Source organism: Pseudoalteromonas sp. P80D2, from assembly GCF_036680945.1.
GTDB lineage: Bacteria > Pseudomonadota > Gammaproteobacteria > Enterobacterales > Alteromonadaceae > Pseudoalteromonas > Pseudoalteromonas shioyasakiensis.
Window position 1 is genome coordinate 94,742 of record NZ_JAZDAR010000026.1, and the last position, 22,699, is coordinate 117,440.

General features: G+C 41.1%; 17 protein-coding genes. 7 read left to right on the forward strand and 10 right to left on the reverse strand.

The genetic code is table 11. The features are described from left to right. The first annotated feature begins 3 nt into the window (after nt 1-3). Both VRK28_RS05255 and VRK28_RS05260 read left to right on the forward strand, forming a co-directional pair. Nucleotides 4-321 (forward strand): helix-turn-helix transcriptional regulator, encoded by a 318-nt coding sequence (locus VRK28_RS05255; RefSeq protein ID WP_062564883.1) that lies wholly within the window; start codon nt 4-6, stop codon nt 319-321. Between the two features lie 281 nt (nt 322-602). After that, on the forward strand, nt 603-1,544 hold the full coding sequence (locus tag VRK28_RS05260) for a sensor domain-containing diguanylate cyclase (protein ID WP_062564882.1): 942 nt from the start codon (nt 603-605) through the stop codon (nt 1,542-1,544). 35 nt (nt 1,545-1,579) lie between these two features. Here VRK28_RS05260 and VRK28_RS05265 read toward each other — a convergent pair whose 3' ends face one another. Next, complete coding sequence (locus tag VRK28_RS05265) at nt 1,580-4,465, reverse strand: M16 family metallopeptidase (protein ID WP_062564881.1); 2,886 nt, start codon at nt 4,463-4,465, stop codon at nt 1,580-1,582. Between the two features lie 247 nt (nt 4,466-4,712). On the opposite strand from VRK28_RS05265, the gene VRK28_RS05270 reads away from it, so the two are divergent. Next, nucleotides 4,713-5,669, forward strand: a complete 957-nt coding sequence (locus VRK28_RS05270) for a methylenetetrahydrofolate reductase (protein ID WP_062564880.1) — start codon at nt 4,713-4,715, stop codon at nt 5,667-5,669. Here VRK28_RS05270 and VRK28_RS05275 read toward each other — a convergent pair. The 3 genes from VRK28_RS05275 to VRK28_RS05285 all read right to left on the reverse strand — a co-directional run bounded on the left by VRK28_RS05275 (nt 5,666) and on the right by VRK28_RS05285 (nt 8,715). After that, nucleotides 5,666-6,634 (reverse strand): sensor domain-containing diguanylate cyclase, encoded by a 969-nt coding sequence (locus VRK28_RS05275; RefSeq protein ID WP_062564879.1) that lies wholly within the window; start codon nt 6,632-6,634, stop codon nt 5,666-5,668. The genes VRK28_RS05270 and VRK28_RS05275 overlap by 4 nt on opposite strands. A gap of 48 nt (nt 6,635-6,682) precedes the next feature. Further along, nucleotides 6,683-7,918 (reverse strand): DEAD/DEAH box helicase, encoded by a 1,236-nt coding sequence (locus tag VRK28_RS05280; protein ID WP_062564878.1) that lies wholly within the window; start codon nt 7,916-7,918, stop codon nt 6,683-6,685. 95 nt (nt 7,919-8,013) lie between these two features. After that, nucleotides 8,014-8,715 (reverse strand): DUF3581 domain-containing protein, encoded by a 702-nt coding sequence (locus VRK28_RS05285; protein ID WP_062564877.1) that lies wholly within the window; start codon nt 8,713-8,715, stop codon nt 8,014-8,016. A gap of 538 nt (nt 8,716-9,253) precedes the next feature. Here VRK28_RS05285 and VRK28_RS05290 point away from each other — a divergent pair. Genes VRK28_RS05290 through VRK28_RS05300 form a run of 3 tightly spaced genes read left to right on the forward strand, consistent with a single transcriptional unit; the run spans nt 9,254 to nt 11,531 of the window. After that, nucleotides 9,254-9,655, forward strand: a complete 402-nt coding sequence (locus tag VRK28_RS05290) for a DUF3019 domain-containing protein (RefSeq protein WP_062564876.1) — start codon at nt 9,254-9,256, stop codon at nt 9,653-9,655. Next, on the forward strand, nt 9,655-10,344 hold the full coding sequence (locus VRK28_RS05295) for a response regulator transcription factor (protein WP_054560845.1): 690 nt from the start codon (nt 9,655-9,657) through the stop codon (nt 10,342-10,344). The genes VRK28_RS05290 and VRK28_RS05295 overlap by 1 nt, the downstream gene beginning before the upstream one ends. Continuing rightward, nucleotides 10,341-11,531 carry an ATP-binding protein gene (locus VRK28_RS05300; protein WP_062564875.1) on the forward strand — a complete coding sequence of 397 codons (1,191 nt, stop codon included), beginning with the start codon at nt 10,341-10,343 and terminating at the stop codon, nt 11,529-11,531. Before VRK28_RS05295 ends, VRK28_RS05300 begins: the two co-directional genes overlap by 4 nt. Here the strand turns inward: VRK28_RS05300 and VRK28_RS05305 are convergent. Next, the gene (locus VRK28_RS05305) at nt 11,515-12,357 is read right to left on the reverse strand and encodes a MipA/OmpV family protein (RefSeq protein ID WP_062564874.1); all 843 of its coding nucleotides are present in this window, start codon (nt 12,355-12,357) and stop codon (nt 11,515-11,517) included. The genes VRK28_RS05300 and VRK28_RS05305 overlap by 17 nt on opposite strands. Before the next feature lie 331 nt (nt 12,358-12,688). After that, on the reverse strand, nt 12,689-18,010 hold the full coding sequence (locus tag VRK28_RS05310; protein WP_062564873.1) for a S8 family serine peptidase: 5,322 nt from the start codon (nt 18,008-18,010) through the stop codon (nt 12,689-12,691). Nucleotides 18,011-18,272: 262 nt separating this feature from the next. Between VRK28_RS05310 and VRK28_RS05315 the strand changes: the two genes are divergently transcribed. Beyond that, nucleotides 18,273-18,401 (forward strand): hypothetical protein, encoded by a 129-nt coding sequence (locus VRK28_RS05315; protein WP_269407463.1) that lies wholly within the window; start codon nt 18,273-18,275, stop codon nt 18,399-18,401. A 124-nt stretch (nt 18,402-18,525) separates the two neighbouring features. On the opposite strand, the gene gltX is transcribed toward VRK28_RS05315, so the two are convergent. The 4 genes from gltX to proB all read right to left on the reverse strand — a co-directional run bounded on the left by gltX (nt 18,526) and on the right by proB (nt 22,655). Then, nucleotides 18,526-20,010 (reverse strand): glutamate--tRNA ligase, encoded by a 1,485-nt coding sequence (gltX, locus tag VRK28_RS05320; RefSeq protein WP_054551203.1) that lies wholly within the window; start codon nt 20,008-20,010, stop codon nt 18,526-18,528. Nucleotides 20,011-20,090: 80 nt separating this feature from the next. Further along, complete coding sequence (locus tag VRK28_RS05325) at nt 20,091-20,450, reverse strand: glutathione S-transferase N-terminal domain-containing protein (RefSeq protein WP_054560852.1); 360 nt, start codon at nt 20,448-20,450, stop codon at nt 20,091-20,093. Nucleotides 20,451-20,516: 66 nt separating this feature from the next. After that, nucleotides 20,517-21,488: a GGDEF domain-containing protein gene (locus tag VRK28_RS05330; protein ID WP_062564872.1), complete on the reverse strand. Its 972-nt coding sequence runs from the start codon at nt 21,486-21,488 to the stop codon at nt 20,517-20,519. A 63-nt stretch (nt 21,489-21,551) separates the two neighbouring features. Further along, nucleotides 21,552-22,655, reverse strand: coding sequence for a glutamate 5-kinase (gene proB / locus VRK28_RS05335; protein ID WP_054560854.1), 1,104 nt, complete (start codon nt 22,653-22,655; stop codon nt 21,552-21,554). Between the last annotated feature and the right edge of the window lie 44 nt (nt 22,656-22,699).

The window sequence follows — 22,699 nt, forward strand, 5'->3', positions numbered from 1 at the left end:
GTAATGCAACTGAACCCAAATACAATAAAAGCACTTAGACTTAAATTCGATTGGACGCAGCAGCAACTAGCCGATGCCTGTGATGTAAGCCTACGTACCATTCAACGAGTTGAAAAAGAAGGTGCGGCATCAAAAGAAACCACCATGGGCCTATGCGCAGTTTTTGAAGTGCGCCAAGGTGAGCTTATTAAGCTCGATGACGAAGTATCAGAACAAAGCACAACACATGCAGTGAGTAAGCAAAATCTCGCTGCAATCGTAGCGGCTTCTTCGTTTGTCAGTTTTGCCCTTGGTATGGCAACGGTATTTGTTATTTTTTAGGAGTGATAGATGACCAAAGAACAACGCGGCTACGCTACACTTATCGGCTTTGTAATAGCAACCATGCTATTTGCGCTAGCAGTTAAAATTGGCGCAATGCTTTAGCATTTCTAAGCATATAAATAAAATATAACTGTCAGAACTGAGCGTTGAGCTAGGTGCTGGCAGTTTTTTCATATCAGCACCTACAAATACCTTATTAATTGTTTTTTATGTAAACCACGGTGAAAACCCAGCATTTATTGCTAATCTTAAAAAAGTGATAGTGGCTAGGAACGAATGTGGTTGAATCAAAAGAGTTTCTAAAATCAATACTCGATACGATCTCAAAACATATTGTTGTAATTGATGAGAAAGGTGATATTCAATTTGTGAATCGCAGTTGGCAAACTTTTGGCGATGAAAATAATTGCCAGTGTAATACCCAGTGGGAAGAGCAAAACTACCTCGCAATATGTCAATCAGCTGCACAGCAAGGTGATGAGTTTGGTGCACAAGCTTTATCTGGTATTAGTCAGGTTATAAACCAACAACTAACCGAGTATTACCTAGAATATCCATGTCATAGCAATACCGACAAGCGTTGGTTTTTAATGCGAGCAGTGCCCTTCGAGCATGCATCAAAACGCTTTATCGTCATCAGCCATATAAATATTACCGAACGTAAAATCGCCGAGCAGCAAGTACAAGAACTCGCCCGTATCGATGGCCTCACACTAATAGCTAACCGACGTCATTTTGATGATTTTTATAAGCAAGAGTGGAGTCGCTGTGCACGTTTAAAACACCCCTTGTCGTTAGCCATGATTGACCTTGATAACTTTAAGTCTCTTAACGATAACTTTGGTCATCTGGTGGGTGATATTTGCTTAAAAGAAGTGGCAAAACTATTACCAGATTATACTCGCAGACCTGGTGACTTGTGCGCTAGATACGGCGGTGAAGAATTTGTACTGGTACTCGGTAATACGCAAAGCCATCAAGCACAAAAACTCGTGACGCGGTTTATGGCAGCGCTAAATACGCTTCAACTACCAGAGCTTGCCGGTCATCCCTTAACGGTTAGTATTGGTTTAGCAACTATCTACCCTAGTAGCATTGATGATGCCATGTTACTCATTGAAATGGCTGATAACGCGCTTTATCAAGCAAAAGAAGCTGGCCGAAATCAGCTTGTAATTGCTGATAACATCGAGCCATTAAACCTAGAACAATGCCCCTAATTAGGGGCATTGATTAGAGCTTTTTTATCCAGTTATTACTGAAATACTTTTTCGACATCAAGTACTGAAATGTTTTTCGCTGGTATTGCAAGTTTATAGTCAGCAATCACTTTGTCTTCAGCAACAAGTTCTGCTGGTTTTTCAGCATTATACACCATAGGTGATGTTTGCTCTGAAACTAAACGTTTTTGCATGTCTTTGCCGTCACCAGTAATAAACACATAGTGAATATTCTCTGTTTGCAGGTTATCGCGAATAACACGGTTAACATCATCAAGGGTTAGCTTTTCAAGCTTGCCGCGCACATAGTCAACAAAGCTCTCAGTGTTATAGAACTCACTATCAAGCGCATAACCTAATTGGCGATCTTGGCTTGCAACCATTTGTGGCACAAAGTTAATTAAGAAGTTACGAGTCGCTTCAAAATCTTCTTTGCTGATGCCATTTTTAATTAGCTTATCAAGTTCAAATAATGCCGTACGCGTTGCAAAGTGCGCATCGTTATTAGAACGAAGCGGACGTAACCACACTTGGAAAATTTGCTCTGAACGACCTAAGTTAGCATCAGGTTTAGTTTGGAACATACCGCGTGGGAAGTACTCAATGTATGCATAGTCACCATAGTTCATACCACGGGTTTGACGAATACGCTGATACAAGAAGCTGTTTGAGCTGCGGTGTTCGCCAAAGTAAGAACGCACTAACCAAAGCGCTGTCCAGTCATCGCTACTACGAATTGTATCGATTGGGAAACCAAATGACACAGCGGTAGATTGCGCTGATTTTTCAACAATCGTTGCATGATGACCTTTAAGTTCTGGCGCATCAGGGATCGTTAAGCGGCTTTCTTTACCTTGCGGAAGCGATGTTAAATCTTTTAGCATAGTCGATTTAACATCACTCGGAATCGCACCAATTAGACCCACTGTTAATTTAGATTGAGTAAACTGGTTAGCATAAAACGCTTTTACATCGTCAAGTGTCAGTGCTTCAAGATCTGATAAATCACCATAGTTATAGCTTTCATACGGATGGCCTTTATAAAGCTGATGATATAGCACTTCTTTACCTAACTCTTCGTCATTTGACGCTTTCAGACCTGCTTTAATGCTATCAATAAGCTCTTTTTTCAGGCGTTTAAAATCATCTTCTCTAAAGCCAGGGTTTAACAACTGGTCGCTAACAAGTGCATACCACTGCGCGGCATTGTCTTTATGTACACGGCCGCGTAGTGAAATCATCTCTTTATCGATTTGATAGCCAAAGCTTCCCGCTAGTGGATATAACGCTTTTTGAATATCTTTGTAGCTCATCGTTTCTGAGCCACCTTGCGCTAGCATCGCTGCAGTGAGTGCTGCTAAACCTTTTTTACCATGTGGATCAGCCGCTGCGCCGGTATTAAATAACCAGTTAACATCAACCAGTGGTGAGCTATTGGTTTTATCAAGTACTTTAAAGTGACGCTCTGTTGGGGCTTGCTCAATACTGGCAACCAAGGCATTTAAATCAACTTCTTGCTCAAAACCAGCCACTTTATCAAGCGCCGACATTGTCACCGTGGTACGGCTCGGATCAACAAAATATTTGTTTGCTACCGCTTTGATATCTTCTGGCGTGATGCTATCAGCAGTTGCGTACAGTTGGTTAATAACCTCAGGGTCGCGTTCAAAATGCATGTAGCTTGCAAGCGTTGACGCAATTGACTGCGATGAATCAAGACCATTAATAAAGCTGTATTTTAGGTTTGATTTTAAATCCGCTAACTTTTGTGCATCAACTAACTCAGTACGTGCTTGCGCATAAGTACGGTTAATCGCATCACGGGCTTTCGCAAGGTCCGCTTCGTTTTCGACTTTTACAAAAACATGTAGTAAACCCGGATCTTTAGTATCTGGGTTATAGGTAAACATTTGGCTGGCAATTTGTTTATCAACAACAAGCTCTTGATAAAGTGCCGAGTTGTTAGAGAAATACAGCTGTGAGATCAAATCAAGAGCGGCACGGTCTTTTTGAGTAGGATCCCATGCAGTGCCTTTGTATGACACAAGCAACCAGTGGCCTGGTAAACCATCATTTTTTTCATGTACATATTTTGCGGCTTGTTGCTTTGGTTCAACAGGGATATCTGCTTGGTAATCGCCTTTTTTCCAATTACCCCAATGCTTTTTCACCATTGCCATGGTTTCTTGTGGATCAACATCACCTACGATGACTAAAGATACATACTCAGGCTTATAAAATTTAGCGAAAAACTCTTTACCATAGGCCATTTGATCAGGCATGGCTTCAATGTCTTCGAAAAAGCCCATGGTGGTGTGCTTATAGGTATGCTTTTCGAATGCTTCGTTACGAACCGCAGAAAGTAACTTACGAATTGGGCTAGCATTATTCTTTAAATACTCACCTTTTACAGTCAGCGCTTCAGTACGGAACTGCTCTTCGCTGTAAGTCAGGTTTTGGAAAATATCAGCTTCAATTTCGAGCACTTTATCTAAGTGCTCTTTTGAGAAGTTTAAGTGATAGTTAGTGTAATCGTTAGTCGTATACGCGCGATTATCAACACCTGAGTTTTTTAAAATATCTGAATACACATCTTGTGGGAATTTTTCAGAGCCTTTAAACATCATATGCTCAAAGAAGTGTGCAAAACCGGTTTTACCTGCTTCAACCTCATTACGTGAACCAACCGATACTGGAATTTGCAGTGACACAACATCAGGGTAATCTGTTTTAACGACCATCACGCGAAGGCCATTCTCAAGCTCTTCTAATAGATAATCTTGGCTAAATACACGGTTATCATCTTGGCTTACTTGCTGCTCAATTTCGACTTCTTTAACCATAGTTGACTGTGAGTTACTTGCGCAGCCACTTAAAGCAAGTGTTACAGCAACACTGGTTGCTAATAATCTAAATTTCATAATGTTCCCTTGTTAGTTATTTTTCTCATAATCATTGCTGCTTGATTATGCATCAAAGCGCCTGAAAATATGAGGGTCAGAGCAATAATTTATGTAAACAGGTGTGTCAATTTTGCGAAACGCTCAGCTTTAAACTTGAGTAAAATTCATAGTCATTGAAAAACTTTCAAGAAAAAAATCTATCTAGACGTCTAAATGGCTGCTATATTATTTGTCATAGACATTAGCACGAGCTGGAATGAGGATTATGGCTTTATCATTACAAGAGAAAATTGAAGACACCAATCAAGGCGTCTACCTAATTGGTACCACACCACCAAAGTCAGGTACTGATAAAGCACAGCTTGAGACCATTGCTCAGAAGCTACTTGGTCGTTTACACGAAATTGAATACGATGGTGTAATCATCTACGACATTCAAGATGAAAGTAGCCGTATTGCAAAGCCGCGTCCTTTTCCGTTTAAAGAAACGGTAGATCCCCGTGAATACAGTCAGTTACTACGTAGCTTGTCGCAACTTGATGTGATCACTTATAAAAGTGTTGCCCAGCGTGGAGAAGCAGAGTTTACCGAGTGGTTAAACGAAACACGTAACGACTTTGAACTAAAAAACTTAGTGTTAGTGGGTAGTCCATCATCTCATGGCGATATCAAATTAAGCCTACCTGATGCATATAAAACGCTGGCAAAACAGAACAATGATGTATTTTTAGGTGGCGTTACTATTGCAGAGCGTCATGCCAGCAAACGCAATGAACATGAGCGTTTAGTTGAAAAAACAGCACAAGGTTGTAAGTTTTTCATCTCGCAAGCGGTTTACAATGCTCAAGCAACGATTGATTTGATCACTAGCTATGCGCGTAGCTGTAAAGCACAAGGCACAACACCAAAACGCATTATTCTAACGTTTACCCCTTGTGGTGGTGAAAAAACCTTAGAGTTTATGGAATGGTTAGGTATCTCAGTACCAGAAGCAACTAAGTACCGTATGTTAGATTCGGCAAATACATTGAGTGAATCAGTGCGTATTTGCCGTGAGAATCTCGACTTAATTTTACAAAGCTGCGCACATTTAGATGTACCGCTAGGTTTAAATATTGAGAGCTTAACCAATCGTAAAGAAGAAATTGATGCGTCAATTAACCTTTATCGTTTACTTAAAGCAACCATGGAATTAAACCTAGCTGAGAAGCAAATAGCTTAACGTGCAGCCTTAGAGGCTTGCTTTTTCTCATACATGTCTTCATCTGCTCGTTTTAATAGCTCAGCAAAGTTTTCTTTTGGCTGAGCTATTACCCCTGAACCAATACTTAAGCTCGTGACAGGAATGCCCCTCTTCTCTAAATTCACTTGGAAAGTGGTGTTTAGCTTATCAGCGATGCTGTCTACGCAATCACCGGGCTGAACTTGCAATAACGCAATAAACTCATCACCCCCTAAGCGGCCGATAATATCGGTTTCACGTAGGCATTCTTTCATCGTGTCAGCTAAACAAATCAGTGCGAGATCGCCCACTTCATGGCCATACGTATCATTGAGTGGTTTAAAGCTATTTATATCGATAAATAAACAACTAATATCAAAACCAAGACGTTTCGATATATTTAATTTATGTTGGCAAAGCAGATCTATTGCACGGCGGTTATAAATATTAGTGAGTGAATCGAGCATGGCAATTTCACGCATCTGCGTAAAGTTGTCTAACAGTGCAAGGTCATCTTCAACCATATCGCGAAGCTGCTCGATTAGTTCTAAAAAGCTCTGTTGATAATGGGTTTGTTTAAAATCCATAACACAAAAGGTGCCAAACGGATCACCACTTGGCCAGCTAATTGGCACCCCAAGATAAGACTCAAAACCATCTTTTACCAGTGGGCTGTCATCCCATTGACTATCTTGACTGGCGTGATCAACATAAAGCGGTGCCATGTCACGCAGTACTTTTTTGCAGAAGATATTATCGTCGGCGCTTAATTCAGCCCCGGCATCATAGGGATTTTCTTGTTGCTCACTGGAGACGATAATACGATAGACATCATCTGTTTTATGAACGATGAAGCCTGCGGGAGCAGAAAACAACTCGGTCATGAGATCAATTGTTTTCTGCCACTTTTCTAAGGAGAACTGTTTATCAGCGCGGCGGAACGTCCATTTATTCTCTTCTAACATACTAAACTCTCAACTTTAGCCGGAGGATAGTATAAATATATGCCAGATTTAGGAACGTCTCCTACTTTTTTGCCCTAAAATACGTTTTTTATCACGAGAGCGGCGTGCCTTATTCGTATTTTTACGAACTTGCTTTGGCTCTTTGGTTAAATCAGGCTCATACCCTGGTAACCACTGCGGCGTGAGCCTTGTGTCGAGTAAGATATCTATTTCGTCCAATAGCCACTGCTCATCGATGCTAACCAGCGACATCGCCATCCCTTTCTCGCCAGCACGCCCTGTTCGACCAATACGGTGTACGTAGTCCTCAGCCACATAAGGCAACTCATAGTTAATCACATACTTGAGTGAGGCAATATCAAGACCTCGGGCAGCAACATCTGTCGCAACCAGTACTCTTGTCGCACCTGATTTAAAATTTTGCAGTGCTTTATCACGCGCACCTTGGCTTTTATCGCCATGAATAGATTCGGTTTTTAAGCCGTCTTTACACATTTCTTTAGCAAGCACATCGGCGGTTTGTTTAGTACGAGTGAATATCAGTACTTGCTGCCAATTTTTCATGCCAATCATGTGTGATACCAGCTCGCGTTTACGGTCTTCATCAACCGCATATACTAGCTGCTCAACTTCAACCGCTGCTGAGTTGCGTTTATTCACTTCAACTAATTTAGGATCATTTAATAACTGCTTACTGAGTTTAAAGATGCTGTCGTCAAATGTGGCTGAAAAAAGTAAAGTTTGGCGCTCTTTTGGCACATGGCGCAAGATGCGTTTAATTTCGTCAATAAAGCCCATATCAAGCATGCGATCAGCTTCATCGAATACCAAGGCGTTAATGCTGGAAAGTTTAATACTGCCTTTGATCACATGATCAAGTAAACGCCCTGGTGTTGCCACTACAATCTGCGCCCCTTTTATGGCTTTAATTTGTGGGCCAATACTAGCACCGCCATAAGCCAGTGCTGCTTTTATTTCAGTATGCGCTGCATAACGCTCTACACTTGCAAATACTTGCTGAGCGAGCTCACGGGTCGGCGTTAAAATTAGGACTTTAACGGCATCAGGGAGTACTTCAGCAGATAACAAATTATGCAGTAGTGGTAAAACAAACGCGGCGGTTTTGCCCGTTCCCGTCTGTGCACTGCCCATTACATCTGCACCCGCTAAAATAAGTGGGATTGTTTGCGCTTGAATTGCTGTGGGGGTGTGATAATTCTCTTCTTGCAAGGCTGTTAGCAATGCAGGGTCAAGATTTAATTCTGAAAAGGTCGCTACTGACATAGTCTGAAGTACATTTGGCTATAAAAGCGCTATTGTACGCGGAACATCAGCAACAAAAAAGGCGCAATGAGCGCCCTTTGTAGCAATTGTAAAGATTACGCTGGTTTAAGTGATTCTTTACGTTGATTATAAAAACTAATTAGGTCATCAACTGTTGCTTGGCAATAATCACGAATGCCAGACACAAGCATGTGTTTTTCACCCGACCCTACTTTTTCGCCATTTTCTAACAGGTTGAAGCGAAGCGTGATTTTGCCGCGTTTGCCAGTAAACTCAAAATCAGGCTCAGCAAATTGTAATTCAGGTGCGCTGATATCAAGGCGATCAAGGTTAATCAGCATTGATTCGTAAATCACCATTGGGCGGGCTGGGTTGATCATCACATCCTGCTTCCCCATCAATGGAATAATCACGTGCGGGAAAGTCGTGCCAGAGAACTCAACATAGTTTTTGATTAAGCTATTTGTTAACTCAGGACATTGGCTAATAGCCCCTTCTCGTTTCACTTTTAGCATGACTTTTTCGCCATCGGTGATCGCAAACTCATCAGCCCCTTCAGGGAAAGTCAGCTTTGAATTTTCATCAACCATGCCTGCAAACGTGAATTCCATTTTTTCACTGATGCCATAGCGGTTTAAAACCAGCGAAAAAAGTAAATCGCCCGGCACACAAAACTTTTTGGCATCTTTATCATGTAAAGGATTGAAATCATCAGCCACTAACTTGGCAAAACGACAGCCTTGCTCACGTGAGATAGAAACGTAATCAGCATGTTGCTGATAATAAGGACTTAACATAATTGTTCACTGCTTAAACTACTTATAACCTGACTATACTACCAGATAAAATGAAAATAGAGGTCGAATCTGTTAATTATTAATCACGCGCTCAGCATATGTTTAAATGCATGAGCTAAAATAGTGGTTTTGATAGGCTAAATTTAAATTGTATCAATTTGTACGAAACAATTAACAAATAACGCAGAATAGTAAAGACTAAGGCCCAACTAAATTTAGTGAAAAACTATTAGCTAAAACTAAATATAAATTCAGTTTCCCTTTTAAAACAACAAGCTAACTTTAGAATATAAAGAAAATACGCCAATAGGTTGAAATTACTGGCTTTGCATAGCACCTATTTGTAGCTATAACGATAAATGAGGTATGATAGACACGCTTTTTTATCGTGTAATCGCCACTCATAGGCTGCATAAATAATAATTATAATAAACGGCAAAAAAATGAGTACTCAAAGTGAGTTGGGCAGGTTACATCAGCTTTCGATGGTTATTGTTACTTTGAAGAAAAGACTTCTAAAAAACAGAGACTTGGTTAAATGATAAACCGATTTAGTTGGCTATTACTGTTTTTTTGTCTTTGCTTTTCGTCGCTTTGTTTAAGCGATGACAGTCCCGAGCAACCTTTTTTTAAAGTCTCACCCACCGTGTGTGTGACAGATGCAAAACAAAAAGCCTGTGAGTTTAATATACAGATTCATTTTCGTGTTGCTCCCTTTAAAGAACTTTGTTTAGAAATAACTCAGCGTCCTCAGTATACGCAGTGTTACAAACAAGGTGGTTTAATTATCGAGAAATTAACGGTTAAGACTGAGCATCCGCTTACAGTGAAATTAATTGATCCATTGAGCAATCAAGTTGTTAAGCAACAACTACTGTCAATAGCAAGCTATGAAGCTAAAGATTACCGAATAAAACGGCGCTTTGGCTGGAGTTTATAATGCAGCATATTTTTTTAATTGAAGATGATGTGAAATTAGCAAGCTTAATACAAACGTTTTTGTTAAAGCATGGCTATACCATAGATGTATTTAATACTGCCGAGGCGTACCGTAGCAGTGAAATCACCTTCATGCCTTCACTGATCATCTGTGATGTGATGCTACCGGATGGCAATGGCTTTGAGCTAATTTCTCAATTGAAAGAAAAGTACAGTTGCCCTGTTATTTTTCTAACGGCACTGGATTCTGTGCAATCACAAATTAAGGGCTTAAACCTAGGTGCTTACGACTACCTTGTAAAACCCATTAAGCCTGAACTGTTACTCGCCAAAGTTAAAACGATTATCGCCCACACTGTTGGCCAAGATAACTTTTCGCACCAAATTGATATTTTGCGTATCGATAGTAAAAAACGCGATATCTATTTTCATAACACAGCATTGAATCTCAATGAAAGTGAATTTGAGATCATTGCCTACCTTGCGAAAAACACCCCTGAACCGGTTTCTCGTGAGGTATTATTCAAGCATGTTATTGGCCGTGAGTATGACGGACTTGACCGAGCGATTGATTTAAAAATTAGCCGTTTACGTAAAAAGCTTAAAGAAACCATTAGCGAGCAAAAAGAAACGCTAGATATCAAGTCTGTACGAGGTAAAGGATACAGCTTGGATATTTCAAAAATATGAAGCAACAATTTTTTAAGCTGTACTTAATTATCACGGTAAGCTTAATTGCCTTAGTTTTAGCTTTTGGCCAGCTTTATAATCAGTTTTTTTCTGAGCACATACCGAGTGTGCAAATAAGTGTTGCTGAACTTGCTCAAATAGCTGAGCAAAAAGAAACGAGGATCAGCTCCTTTAACCAAAACGAGCTTGTTTTACCTGATTCATTACAAGCTAAATTCGATAAAGATGGCATTATCAGCGTCACCGAAAACAATCAGCAGTATATATACCTCAAAGGCAATAACGGCAGCATCCAAAAAGTTGGCCCCATTTCTTTGATTTCGCAAGCCAAAACTGACTGGCTTGCTTTTTTTGCCTTTTACTTTTTACTTGGTTCGATGATCTTATTATTCATTCGCCCAGTATTTCGCGATTTGAGCTTATTACAACGCGCAGCTCATCGCTTTAGTAAAAAACCGCAACGCATAGAGCTTGATATAAAACCAAATTCATCTATTGCGCCATTAGCCAGCACCTTCACTCATATGTCTGAGCGCATCAATAAGTTTGTTCAGCTACATAATGACTTATCGCGTATTATTTCTCATGAAATTCGCACTCCCCTTACCCGTATGCGATTTGCTTTGTCGATTGCCGATTTGGAATCTCAAGAAAGTAGCCAAATAGAACGCGATATCGATGAGATTGAATTACGTCTAGAGCAGTACTTATCGTTCGCTCGCTTAGAGCACCAACAAAGTGTGTTTAATCAGGAGAAAGTTAACTTAGCTAAACTGATCAACACAGAAATTGCTAAATTTGATTTATACAAAGAACTCAAATTCATTCCTGCGCTTGAAGTAGACACAGCCTATTGCGAAGCAAGCTTTATGGCAATCGCGGTACAAAACTTACTGATCAACGCCACAAAATACGCAAAACACTCTATCCATATAAGTAGCACAGAACAAGCGGGCTATTACAGTATAAGCATTACAGACGATGGACCTGGCTTACCAATTAATGCGGATGCGTTAATTGAGCCTTTTAAACAAGGTGAAGGAGATAAACTAGCGAGTGGTTATGGATTAGGACTTTATATTGTGTATCGTATTGCCAGTTGGCATGGCGGTAAAATTAGCTTGGCTAACAGTTCGCAAACAGGCGGTGCAGAGATCACCATTAGTTGGCCTAAAAGTGGTAAGTAATTCCCGTAAAACCTGAGAAATAACCGTTTTTATTGATCATATGTGAGTTAGCTAAGTTACTATCAAGCCATGTGTGCTTAAGTTTGAAGTCAAGGCTGAAACTGTCGCTAATAGGATATTCGTAACTTACTTTTAAGTAGAAGTTCGTGGCACTTTCTAAATTGTAGCTTAGTAAACGCGTTTTGCTTTCTGATGGATTAACCGTGTAGTAATAATCGATCAGCTCTTCATTTTTATAATTAATACCCGCCTCAATGCCAGCAGTACCAGAAAACAGTTCAAATACTTGATAGCCGTTTAGCAAGATTTCATAACCATTATGAACATTGGTTACATCATGGACATACGCAGCACTTAACCAGATATTATCATACACGTTTACTGCCGATGACAGCCCCGCCATGTAAGAAAGGTCACGCTCTATAGGCGTTAGGTTAATCGGTGATGCGGTAGGTAATGTAGGTCGCCCAGAGCTCGAACGAACAACACCGGTGGCATAGAGTTTATCTACCCCATCCAGCTCAAAGAAAAAACCATCATCATTAAAGCGCCCAAGTAAATCAACGTAGAAGTTCTCTGTTTCATAGAGGCTGTAGCCAACAGAGAAATCATCGAAATACCAGTTATCACCGTAATAAGCAAAGCTTGGCAGAATTGGCGAAGTGACATCGTCTGCATCAAGTACCGGGTTTTCAATGCCCCCGTAACCCACAGTGATACTGGCATGTATTGTCGACTTTTTAATTAATTGAGGTTGTTTAACATCAGCCTGCGCAAACGCAGTGGATGCAGTTAAACAACATACTAAGCCAAACAATTTCTTCATTAACGCAATTCACCTTTATGTCATAAATAACAATTACTATGACAACTTAATACTACCAAAGAGTCTTTAGTCTTTACTTAATCCGGGACGATCATATCGCTTGCGCGCTTTATTGTATAATTTTTTTGACCAACAAAGCGGCGTAGACTGTTAATTTACGCCCTATCTTCAAACTAACACACTGAAAAAAATATAAAATAGCCTGTACATTTTGCTACATAGGTTTTCAGTTGTTAGTTATTCTTTTTGGTTATTAAAATATACAACACGATTTTCTAGGCCAAAAAAAGGGCCCGAAGGCCCTTTGTCACATAACATACTTAGGGAGTACTTAGCCTCGTTTTACGCGGCGACGAACACCTGCAAAACCAGCTAATAGAACTGTTAACCATGCAAGTGAACCACTTGATGATTTCGCTTTTTCTTCAGGAACAACGGTTGTCTCTTGTGCCGTTACCGTCACAGCTACACCTAGTTCCATCGGTTCAACACCATCACTTACCGTTACAGTAAACTGATGCTCACCAGCCGTTAAACCTGATACTTCAGTGATTGCTGATGTTGGACTTGCGATTGTACCTGGGCCTTCCCATGAGAAAGTTAACTCATCGTTATCTAAATCATGTGATGCTGATGCATCTAGGGTGATAACGCTGCCCTCAGTCACTTGTTGAGCACTCGCCTCAACGGCAACGACTGGTGCATCGTTAACTGCTTCAACCGTTAACATAAAGGTTGTACTTGCAGCATCTGATGGGTATTCAATATCAGATACCATTACAGTTACTTCGGTCTCACCAGAGAAGTTATCATTTGGTGTAATCGTTACTGTATCGCCATCAACTTCATAGGTTACGTCGTCAGAAATTACCGAGATTTCATTCTTCGAGTTCTTTTCATCAATGTGATGAACTTCGAAGCTAATCGGTGTTTCTTCTGTTGTTACCATGTCATCAAGCGCTACCACTGTGATGTTGCCAGGAATGGCCAGTGTTGCTGTTGAAGTCATGTCATTCAGACCAGAGATTGCTGCTTTAGCTGCAACTTCAAGTGTTTGACCTGCTGCAGACGGCGTAACTTCAGCCCAAGCAGTCACTTCAAATTGTGATGACTCTGGACCTACATAGTCCATACACACCACGTAACCATCGCTGATAACTTCATCTAGATTGTTATAAGCGATTTGAATACCACGGTAGTTTTCAAGTGGACCATATTGATACTGTGCACCACGGAAACCTTGCAGACCAATACTACCGGCAGGACGTGTAGACCCATAGTCTAGGTTATCGTATGCATAGTAAATTTCATGCTCACCTTTACCGAAGCGTGTATTTGCATTAAATAACACTTGGAAGTCAAATGAGTTATCACGTTTAGTGTAAGTGTATTTACCTGTTGTGCGGTCATACACTGGATCATCGTAGTCTGATGCGTTATCCCACTCAATAATACCCCAGCCAGTTGTTGTACTTGCTAGTGAAATACCTTCGTTAGACGATAAGCCAACTGACATTACAGAGCGTAATAAGCCATTATCAGTGAACTCCCAGCCACGCCATAATGGACCCATGTTCTCATATGGGAATGAGTTATAAGGGAACGGGTTATGTACTGGGTAGAAGTAACGGCTACCATTAGTATTTACTGTACCCATACCACGAATTTGAATAATCGAGTTTTGGATATTAGTATTTTCAGCATTGTTATAAAGGCTAAATGTGTCATATGCGCCATTATAGAAGCTTGCGATTGGTAATGAATAACCACTGCGAGAGTTATAAAGGTTGTTCTCATCGAAACCAGATAGAATTGGCGTGATACCAAACTCTGATAAATCGACATAACCACCTGGGTTAGAGTTACCAAAATCAGGCGTACGACACATTTCATCAGTGATGTTATCTGTCACGATATAATCAGGTTCAACATCACGAGTATCCGCTTGTGTGCCTGTTACAATCACTTTACCGTCAGCAATTTCAACGTTGATTTCTGATGCTGTTGAAACCATGACATTTTCTGCTTTGATATCCAAACCTGCAGGGATATCAAGCTCTAGTGAGAACTCACGGTCTACACCTGAATTATTCGCTAACACTTCAAATGTGTATGGCACCATATCACCCACTTTTGCACCTGTGTATGGCGCATCAAGGTGTGCAACATCATTGCCACGGTTAAGCTTAAATGGAATAGAACCTAGGTTGCCATGGTTCACAGCCGATGTACCTACATCTAATAATGAGTAGTACACGCTATCGGCATCAAGGTCCATGTCCCAGTCGACTGTCATTTCAACAGTATTTTGACCATCACTTCCTGGCAGACTTGCAGTCATACCTGATGCAACTTGGTCTGACACAACCGCTGTAGCAAGCTCAAAGGTTTCTTCAACTGCATCAACAGACGATTGATTCGTATTATAAGCTACAACCCAATACTCACCTTCTTCAGGGTTGTTTATATTACAGAAGTTTTTATAAATCTTATGGTTAGATACACATAAAATTTCATCTTGTGGCTGAACAATACCATCACCGTTGTAGTCTTTACCTACGTATAAAATAGGGTTACCTACGTTCAAGGTGCCTTCAAGTTCTGACTCAACACCGACTGTTTCAGCAATAAAACGTTTAGAATTAGCTGGCACAGTAACAAACTTAGTAAATGTTGCTTCATCTAAAATATCTGCCGCATCTACATCATCAGTGCGATTCATAGCCCAAGGGAAAGTACGGTCATCGTCTTTTGGTAAAGTTACCGTAGTGATATCTGCTTTAACTGGCTCATATGCACGAGCTACAGGTGCTTCAACGCTAGGTAATACAATACCTTTAGCAACATAAGTCCCTTCATTTGAATGAGCTATCGTCTCTAATGATGATGGTAAGTTACCACGATCATATTTAAACGCCACAGGCCAATGCGCATCAGGGATATCTGCTTCTTCAGCTTGGAAAACAAGGTTTGTATGCAACTCAACTTCAGAGTTACTGAACCAATCTTGAGTATCCATGATTGATGCTTTAACAATGATTGTTTGTGTTTCACCTTTTTTCAGTGTGAAAGTTTTCGGGAAGATATCGATGTTCACACCATTTTGTGCTGTTTGTGTGTTTACATCAAATGCCCAGTTTTCAACATCTTCGTGGCTTACAGTCCAAGTACCATCTTCTGTTGCTTTAATGGTACGAACCCACTGACATTCAGGTGCACATGAGAAATTAACAAGGTTTGGTAAGTTAAGTTTATGTGGCGTACCACCATTGTATGGATCAGCAGCTAAGAAGTTATCAGCTGTTTCATCCATTACAAAACCCGCTTTAGCAGCAAGAGCAACATTGATACGACCTGCGCCAGAGCGATAGATTTTCGCATCAGCTACAACATCACTTTCGCTGTTTAAACGGTGATATTTAACCACGTTTTCAGCAGTCATTGATAATGCAGATTGAATTTCAGCTGCGGTCCACTCAGGGTGAATTTGACGTAGTAACGCCATAGAACCTGCAACATGCGGTGATGCCATCGATGTGCCGCTAATTGCAGCGTAATCTTGACCATGCGGAGTCACAAACGGATGCTCATCAGAGTAAGCCGCGTAAATATCAACACCTGGAGCTGCAAGCGTTGGAGCAAGTACTTCAACATTAGAATAAGACGGGCCTCGTGATGAGAATGTCGCTAACCAATCAGCATCTTCAGCATCAACACGACGTTCAATCACTGTTGGCTTAATAGTGATCATGTGACCAAGTTCTGAGTAGCTATCTACCCAATCTTCTAAGCCATCTTCTGGATAAACGCCATTCCATTGGTCATAGGTAAAGTGAACACCTGGTAATGAATAACCTTCTGCTACAGTACCTTGGTCTCTGTTGCGGTTAAACATGATGAAACCATCTGCACCACCAGCTTTTACGTGATCAACTTTTGCAGTACGCGCATTGGCTGCTGAATCATTTGGATCGTGACGTTGACAGATAACAATAACATTGGTGCTACCATCAGCCGCGCCCGCGATTTCAGTACCATCTTTGTAGAAGTTGAAGGTATTTTCTGGGTAATCTGCTGTACAGTAACCGTTGTAATCTTTAAAGCCATTGACGTCTTCGTAATCTTTAGCCCAAACAACAACACCGGTAATTTCTTCGCTATTAATTGAACCACCAACAAGGCCTGTTTCTGACCAGCTAGGTACTTCTGAACCCAGAGTTTCATCTGCAAAGCCAGCAAATTCAACGGCCGTTTCAACAGCCACAGTGCGACCATGCGTTGTTGCTGCAACTTGTGCAAGCCAAGGTGATGAATTATCTAAATAACCAAAACACTCAGCCGCGCCACATGCTTGACCACTGTTACCTGCTGCCGCGGCAACGTTAATGCCCGCTTCACGCGCTGCTAAGAATGCAAGTTGTACTGGATCGGCCCACACATTTGAATCGGCTCCACCAATTGAGAAGTTGATTACATCAACACCATCAGAAATAGCATCTTCAATACCCGCTACGAGTGCTTCGCCAGGACAGCCTGCGTATTCGTCACTTGATGGGTAACATACTTGATAAGCAATGATATTTGCGTGCGGTGCAACACCTGAGATTTCAGGGAATAAACCTTCTTTTAAGATATTACCATCGGTGTTTTCACCAAAGCTCGGAAGCATAAACGGTACATCTTTAACCACGTTACCAGCTGCTGTTGAAGCTACATGTGATCCGTGACCTTGGTAATCTTCACCAATTGCAGGCCAGCCTGGGATCATGGCATCAAACGCATCCGTGATCACATCATAAGAACGCACACCGATTAATTTATTGTTACATTGGATTTCTTCAGGCTCTTCAACACAGTCACCTACATAAACACCTGGACCAAACGGGTTTTCATGCTCGTAACCATCACCACCTACAGCTGCAAATGAAGGGTGATCTGAGTTAATACCGGTATCGATAATACCAACGATTTGGCCTTCACCTTTACCTTTGATGCCACTTGGAACGCTTGAGCCATCCCAAATTTGATCCGCACCGATATGCTTAGGACCTTCATCAGAAAGAAGATCATAGTTTTTCGAACGCATCACAGAAACAACTGCACCAAGCTCTGCAACGCGCATCGCTTCTTGCTCAGTCATTTTTACAGAGAAACCATTTAATGCTTTAGTGAATTGACGACGCATCTCAGTACGACCAGTCACCGCTGTCACGTTTTGCATTACAGTACGTTGTTTTGAAAGTAGTTTATTTTGATAATCAGTTACGGCAGAGACCGCTGCTTGACCTTTTTCAAATACTTTTGAAACGCCTTGTGCTTGAAGTGATTGTGATAATGGCGAGGTTAAATCGCGGGCTTCAAGTGCCACTGAGTTATCACGTAAACGAATAATATAAACATGCTCGCCATCAATGCCTTCTTCAGCAAATTTATTTGCTTTGCTATTTAGCTGAACATTTAGACCATCGTTTTGTAGCATGTTGCTAGAGTCACCTTGGTTAAACTCTTTGCTAAACGCTTTTACTTCTTCAAATGTGATATTCGGTGCTTTTAATTGGTGTTTAACTTGGTTGTTATCTACACCCACTGCATGAGCAGCACTGGCACTATAGAGAGCTGCGGCAACAGCAATCGAGAGTGTTTTCACTTGCATAAAGTATCCCCTGGATAGTTAGTTAGAGTAATTATTCAAGCTACGTGAAAATCCATTTCACTGCTTGCGACTACAATATAACCACAAGAGGTTTTAAAAATGTCGTACATTCGTGTAGCGTTTTGTACACACTGTTAACATTAAAGTTACTACAGAAGCATCAATATTTCGTTTTTTCTTACAATATTACTGAATATAAAAGAAAAGTGGCGCTTAATACTTAGCTGATGTTGAAGGATTTAGTTGTCTTGGTGAACGCTCAGTGCAATCTGGTGGCTACAGCCCGACTGAGATAAATAGTATTGCTATTGAGCAACTAAAACTTGAAGTAGTAAATAGAGGTGGCAATGGCTACTGGATTGAAAGCTGTAAAGACTTTACCAGTGACTAAAGGTAAGACATATAGTTACTGAGGACTATTTCGCTTTATTTATTACTAAGCAGGCACTTTTAACAGCTACAGCTAAAAACAAAAAACCGAGCATAGAGCTCGGTTTTTGGAAGTTTTATCACGATTATGCTTGTGGATAATCGCGGTATGCACGCTCAATTTTTTTCGCTTGCTTTTTAGACACACCAAGGTGTGCTAGTGCAACACGTAAACGAGCACGTGATAAGTCAGAACCTAAAATTTCCATCGCATCCAGTACTGAAGTTGAAGATGTCTTACCTGTGATAGCCACAAAAATTGGCTCAAGGAAGTCTTTAATCTTCAATTCATGGAAAGTCGCCACTTCTTTTGCGATAGCAAAAATCGCTGGCTTTTCCCAACTGCGTAAACCTTCTAATTGCCAGATGAAGAACTGTAATGCTTGACGGATTACATCTTCATCAGCTTTACCTGCTGTTAATAGCGCAGGATCATAGCTTGGAATACCACCGACAAAGTGACCGGCAAGGTCAACCATATCAGAAAGCGTATTAATACGCGTTTTTGCTTCTGGTAATACTTTAGCGAATAGCTCAGTATTAAACTTCCAATCAACAAAACGTTGCATTAGTTCAGCATCAGATAAGTTTTCACGGATCCACATACCGTTTAACCAGCTAAGCTTATCGATGTCGAAAATAGGGCCACCAAGCGACACACGTTTCATATCAAAGTGTTCAATCATCTCTGCTAACGTGAACTTTTCACGCTCATCAGGCATTGACCAACCCATACGGCCTAAATAGTTTAATAGTGCCTCTGGTAGGTAACCCATTTCTTTGTAGTAGTTGATTGAAGTTGGGTTTTTACGCTTCGATAATTTTGACTTATCTGGGTTACGAAGTAACGGTAAGTGACCTAGTACTGGCGCTTCCCAACCGAAGTCTTCGTATAACTTTAATAGCTTAGGCGCTGAATTGATCCACTCTTCACCACGGAAAATGTGGCTAATTTGCATGTGATGGTCATCAACAACGTTGGCAAGGAAGTAAGTTGGGAAACCGTCAGCTTTAAGTAGCACTTGCATGTCTACATTTTCCCATGGGATCTCAATTTCGCCACGTAGATAATCGTTAAACTTGAACGTGCCTTCGCTTGGGATCTTCATACGGATTACGTAAGGCTTACCTGCTTCAAGATTTGCTTTAATTTCATCTTCAGAAAGATTTAAACCACGACCATCGTATTTAGGGCGTAGGCCTTCGGCCATTTGCTCTTCACGCATTTGGTCTAGTTCTTCGCTCGTAGCAAAACAGTAAAAAGCTTTACCCTGTTCAACTAACTGATGCGCAAATTTCTTATATAAATCGCTACGCTCAGATTGACGGTATGGACCAAACTCACCGCCTACATCTGGACCGTGATCCCAGTTTAAGCCTAACCATTGTAAGCTATCCATAATAGCTTGCTCTGATTCTGGCGTACTACGAACTTGGTCTGTATCTTCAATACGTAACACAAACTCACCGCCTTGCTGCTTAGCAAAACAGTAGTTAAATAATGCGATGTATGCAGTACCTAGGTGCGGGTCACCAGTCGGTGACGGAGCAACACGGGTGCGAATTGTCATGGTTATATCTCTCAAAAGACAATTAAAAATTTGCCCAAATGCTAGCACAGCACGGGCTATAATCGAAGTGAAAAGCCGCTTTATGCAGCGACTTTATCTAAATAAGCAATGATATCGTTTGATTCATACAACCAAGTTACTTGGCCGTTTTCTTCAATACGTAAACAAGGCACTTTCACTTTGCCGCCCTGCTCTAATAGCTCTTGGCGAAATTGCTCGTTACCTTTAGCGTCACGGGTTTCAACTGATAGACCTTGGCGTTTAATAGCACGACGTACCTTCACGCAAAATGGACAGGCTTTAAATTGATAAAGCTTAAATTGTGACGTCACTGAGTCAAGCGCTGCTTGCTCTGCTGCCGGACGCTTTTTACTGCGTGGTGTGAATACAAAATCAAAAAACAAAATGATGCGGCCTAACAACCAACGAACAAACTTCATCTTACCTTCTCATGTGGCTCTAAAAATAGTGGGCAATTTTAACACAGCTAAGCGCGCTGCAACACCTTAAAACAGCTCTATTGAATCATCTTGAGGTTGGCTTTGTTGAATATCTAACTCGGAATAGGCAGTCACGCAATTACGACCACTGTTTTTAGAATGGTACAAGGCCTGATCGGCTTTTTGGACTAGGCTGGCAACCATTTCAAACTCGTAAATTGGCATAAAACCACTACTCACAGTTAAGTTACCGACTTGAGGAAAAGGGTATTCTGCCACACAGCCACGAAAGCGATTAAGGGCATTACGTGCATCGAGCTCGTCACTTGCTTGAAATAACACAGCAAACTCTTCGCCGCCGTAGCGAAAAACGTAATCTTCTATTCGAAAATTATTTTTTAATAACTGTGCTACTAACAAGATCACTTCATCGCCAATAACGTGGCCATAGTTGTCATTTACGCTTTTAAAATGATCAATATCGACCATCGCCAAATACCAATGACGTTGCTTTGAGTCATGGCTTTCATGGCCTACAGCGGCATCGGCTGCAATTTCAATCACTTTTTTATCGAAGGTTTGCCTGTTTAAAAGCTCAGTTAAAGGGTCAAGTTGCGACTTATAAAGTAACGACAGTTGATTCGCGTAGATATTTAGCATGTAGATGGCGAGCATGCTACAGCGCTCTGAAAGCTCTTTTTCAGACTCAATGACCAGTACACCAACCACATTCCCCATGTAATAAATGGGCACATAAGTAGAAATAAAGCCGTAGTTGCGACTGATGCGAATTTTATTGCGGCTGACTTTTTCGATGAGCTCATTGACTTCGTGTTCACTGAGCTCTTCGATAACTGAATCTTTATTTAGCAGCCTTGCAGGCAGGCCTGGTTTGAAAAATTTATTGATATAAATAGCGAAACGAGAGAATTCATCTAATTCACTCACGGCATTGATAAGCGCCTGATCGAGCTCAGGCTCTTCTTCTTGTTGGGTAATTTCTACAACCCAGTCATGTCCGCAAGCGTTAGCCGCCATCTAAAAGTCCCCAAAACTGCTTATTACTTTAGTTTAGTTAACTTTATCAGAATTACTAAAAAACTATAACAAAATCATATCATCTCGATGGATTACTTCACTGCTTGGTGCAAATGCAAGCAACTGGGTAATTTGCGACGAATGACAGCCCTTAATTTGATCAATTTCTTGATGGTTAAAATTAACAAGGCCTTTGGCTATACATTGCCCTTGGCACGTCACCACTTCAATCACATCACCGCGTTCAAATTGCCCTCGCACAGTTTTTACGCCTTTTGCCAGTAAGCTTGCACCACGCTCTTTAAGTGCAAGGCTTGCGCCATCATCAATCACTAATTGCCCCGTGCTTTTAGGTCCTGCAAGTAACCATTTTTTGCGGCCATCTTTTGGTGCGGTGAGTTTTAAAAAGCGTGTACCAGGGAGCTTGTCGGCCATGCAATTTAAAATCACATTTTTACCTGCCCCTTTGGCAATAATGACCTCAACACCAGCGCGACGTGCAATATCGGCTGCTTGCAGTTTGGTTGCCATACCACCGGTACCTAGGGTAGTGCCACTGCCACCAGCGAGCTCTCTTAGCTCATCATTAATATGCTCAACTTCGTTGATAAGTGTCGCATTGGCATCAGAGCGAGGATCGCCTGTAAATAGGCCTTCTTGGTCAGTTAACAGTAACAGCTTTTCTGCATTCGCTAATATCGCGACTAAAGCAGATAAGTTATCGTTATCACCTACTTTAATTTCGGCGGTTGCCACGGCGTCGTTCTCGTTAATAATTGGCACCACATTGTGCGCAAGTAGTGCATTTAAGGTATCGCGGGCATTTAAGTAACGTTCACGGTCTTCTACATCGGCGCGGGTCAGTAGCATTTGTCCAACATTCACACCATACAAAGCAAACAGACTCTGCCAAATATGAATAAGCTGTCCTTGGCCGATTGCGGCAAGCATTTGTTTTTCAATCAAAGAACGACCACAGGGGGTAATGAGTTGCTCGCGACCTGCAGCAACCGCGCCGCTTGATACTAAAACAACCTGATAACCCTGTTTTTTTAATTCACAACATTGGCGAACAAGTTCAACCATGTGTGCTTTATCTAATTTGTCGGTACCGCCTGTCAGCACGCTTGTGCCCAGCTTTACAACAACGACGTGTGGCCTTTGCATTTGATTCTTATATTCTGTAATTAAAATAGAGAATTTATATATAC

What these genes read in the sequence shown, in the direction of transcription:
- VRK28_RS05255 (WP_062564883.1), top strand. Translation starts at nt 4, where the DNA reads ATGCAACTGAACCCAAATACAATAAAAGCACTTAGACTTAAATTCGAT.
- VRK28_RS05265 (WP_062564881.1), bottom strand. Translation starts at nt 4,465, where the DNA reads ATGAAATTTAGATTATTAGCAACCAGTGTTGCTGTAACACTTGCTTTA.
- VRK28_RS05270 (WP_062564880.1), top strand. Translation starts at nt 4,713, where the DNA reads ATGGCTTTATCATTACAAGAGAAAATTGAAGACACCAATCAAGGCGTC.
- VRK28_RS05275 (WP_062564879.1), bottom strand. Translation starts at nt 6,634, where the DNA reads ATGTTAGAAGAGAATAAATGGACGTTCCGCCGCGCTGATAAACAGTTC.
- VRK28_RS05280 (WP_062564878.1), bottom strand. Translation starts at nt 7,918, where the DNA reads ATGTCAGTAGCGACCTTTTCAGAATTAAATCTTGACCCTGCATTGCTA.
- VRK28_RS05285 (WP_062564877.1), bottom strand. Translation starts at nt 8,715, where the DNA reads ATGTTAAGTCCTTATTATCAGCAACATGCTGATTACGTTTCTATCTCA.
- VRK28_RS05290 (WP_062564876.1), top strand. Translation starts at nt 9,254, where the DNA reads ATGATAAACCGATTTAGTTGGCTATTACTGTTTTTTTGTCTTTGCTTT.
- VRK28_RS05295 (WP_054560845.1), top strand. Translation starts at nt 9,655, where the DNA reads ATGCAGCATATTTTTTTAATTGAAGATGATGTGAAATTAGCAAGCTTA.
- VRK28_RS05300 (WP_062564875.1), top strand. Translation starts at nt 10,341, where the DNA reads ATGAAGCAACAATTTTTTAAGCTGTACTTAATTATCACGGTAAGCTTA.
- VRK28_RS05305 (WP_062564874.1), bottom strand. Translation starts at nt 12,357, where the DNA reads ATGAAGAAATTGTTTGGCTTAGTATGTTGTTTAACTGCATCCACTGCG.
- VRK28_RS05310 (WP_062564873.1), bottom strand. Translation starts at nt 18,010, where the DNA reads ATGCAAGTGAAAACACTCTCGATTGCTGTTGCCGCAGCTCTCTATAGT.
- gltX (WP_054551203.1), bottom strand. Translation starts at nt 20,010, where the DNA reads ATGACAATTCGCACCCGTGTTGCTCCGTCACCGACTGGTGACCCGCAC.
- VRK28_RS05325 (WP_054560852.1), bottom strand. Translation starts at nt 20,450, where the DNA reads ATGAAGTTTGTTCGTTGGTTGTTAGGCCGCATCATTTTGTTTTTTGAT.
- VRK28_RS05330 (WP_062564872.1), bottom strand. Translation starts at nt 21,488, where the DNA reads ATGGCGGCTAACGCTTGCGGACATGACTGGGTTGTAGAAATTACCCAA.
- proB (WP_054560854.1), bottom strand. Translation starts at nt 22,655, where the DNA reads ATGCAAAGGCCACACGTCGTTGTTGTAAAGCTGGGCACAAGCGTGCTG.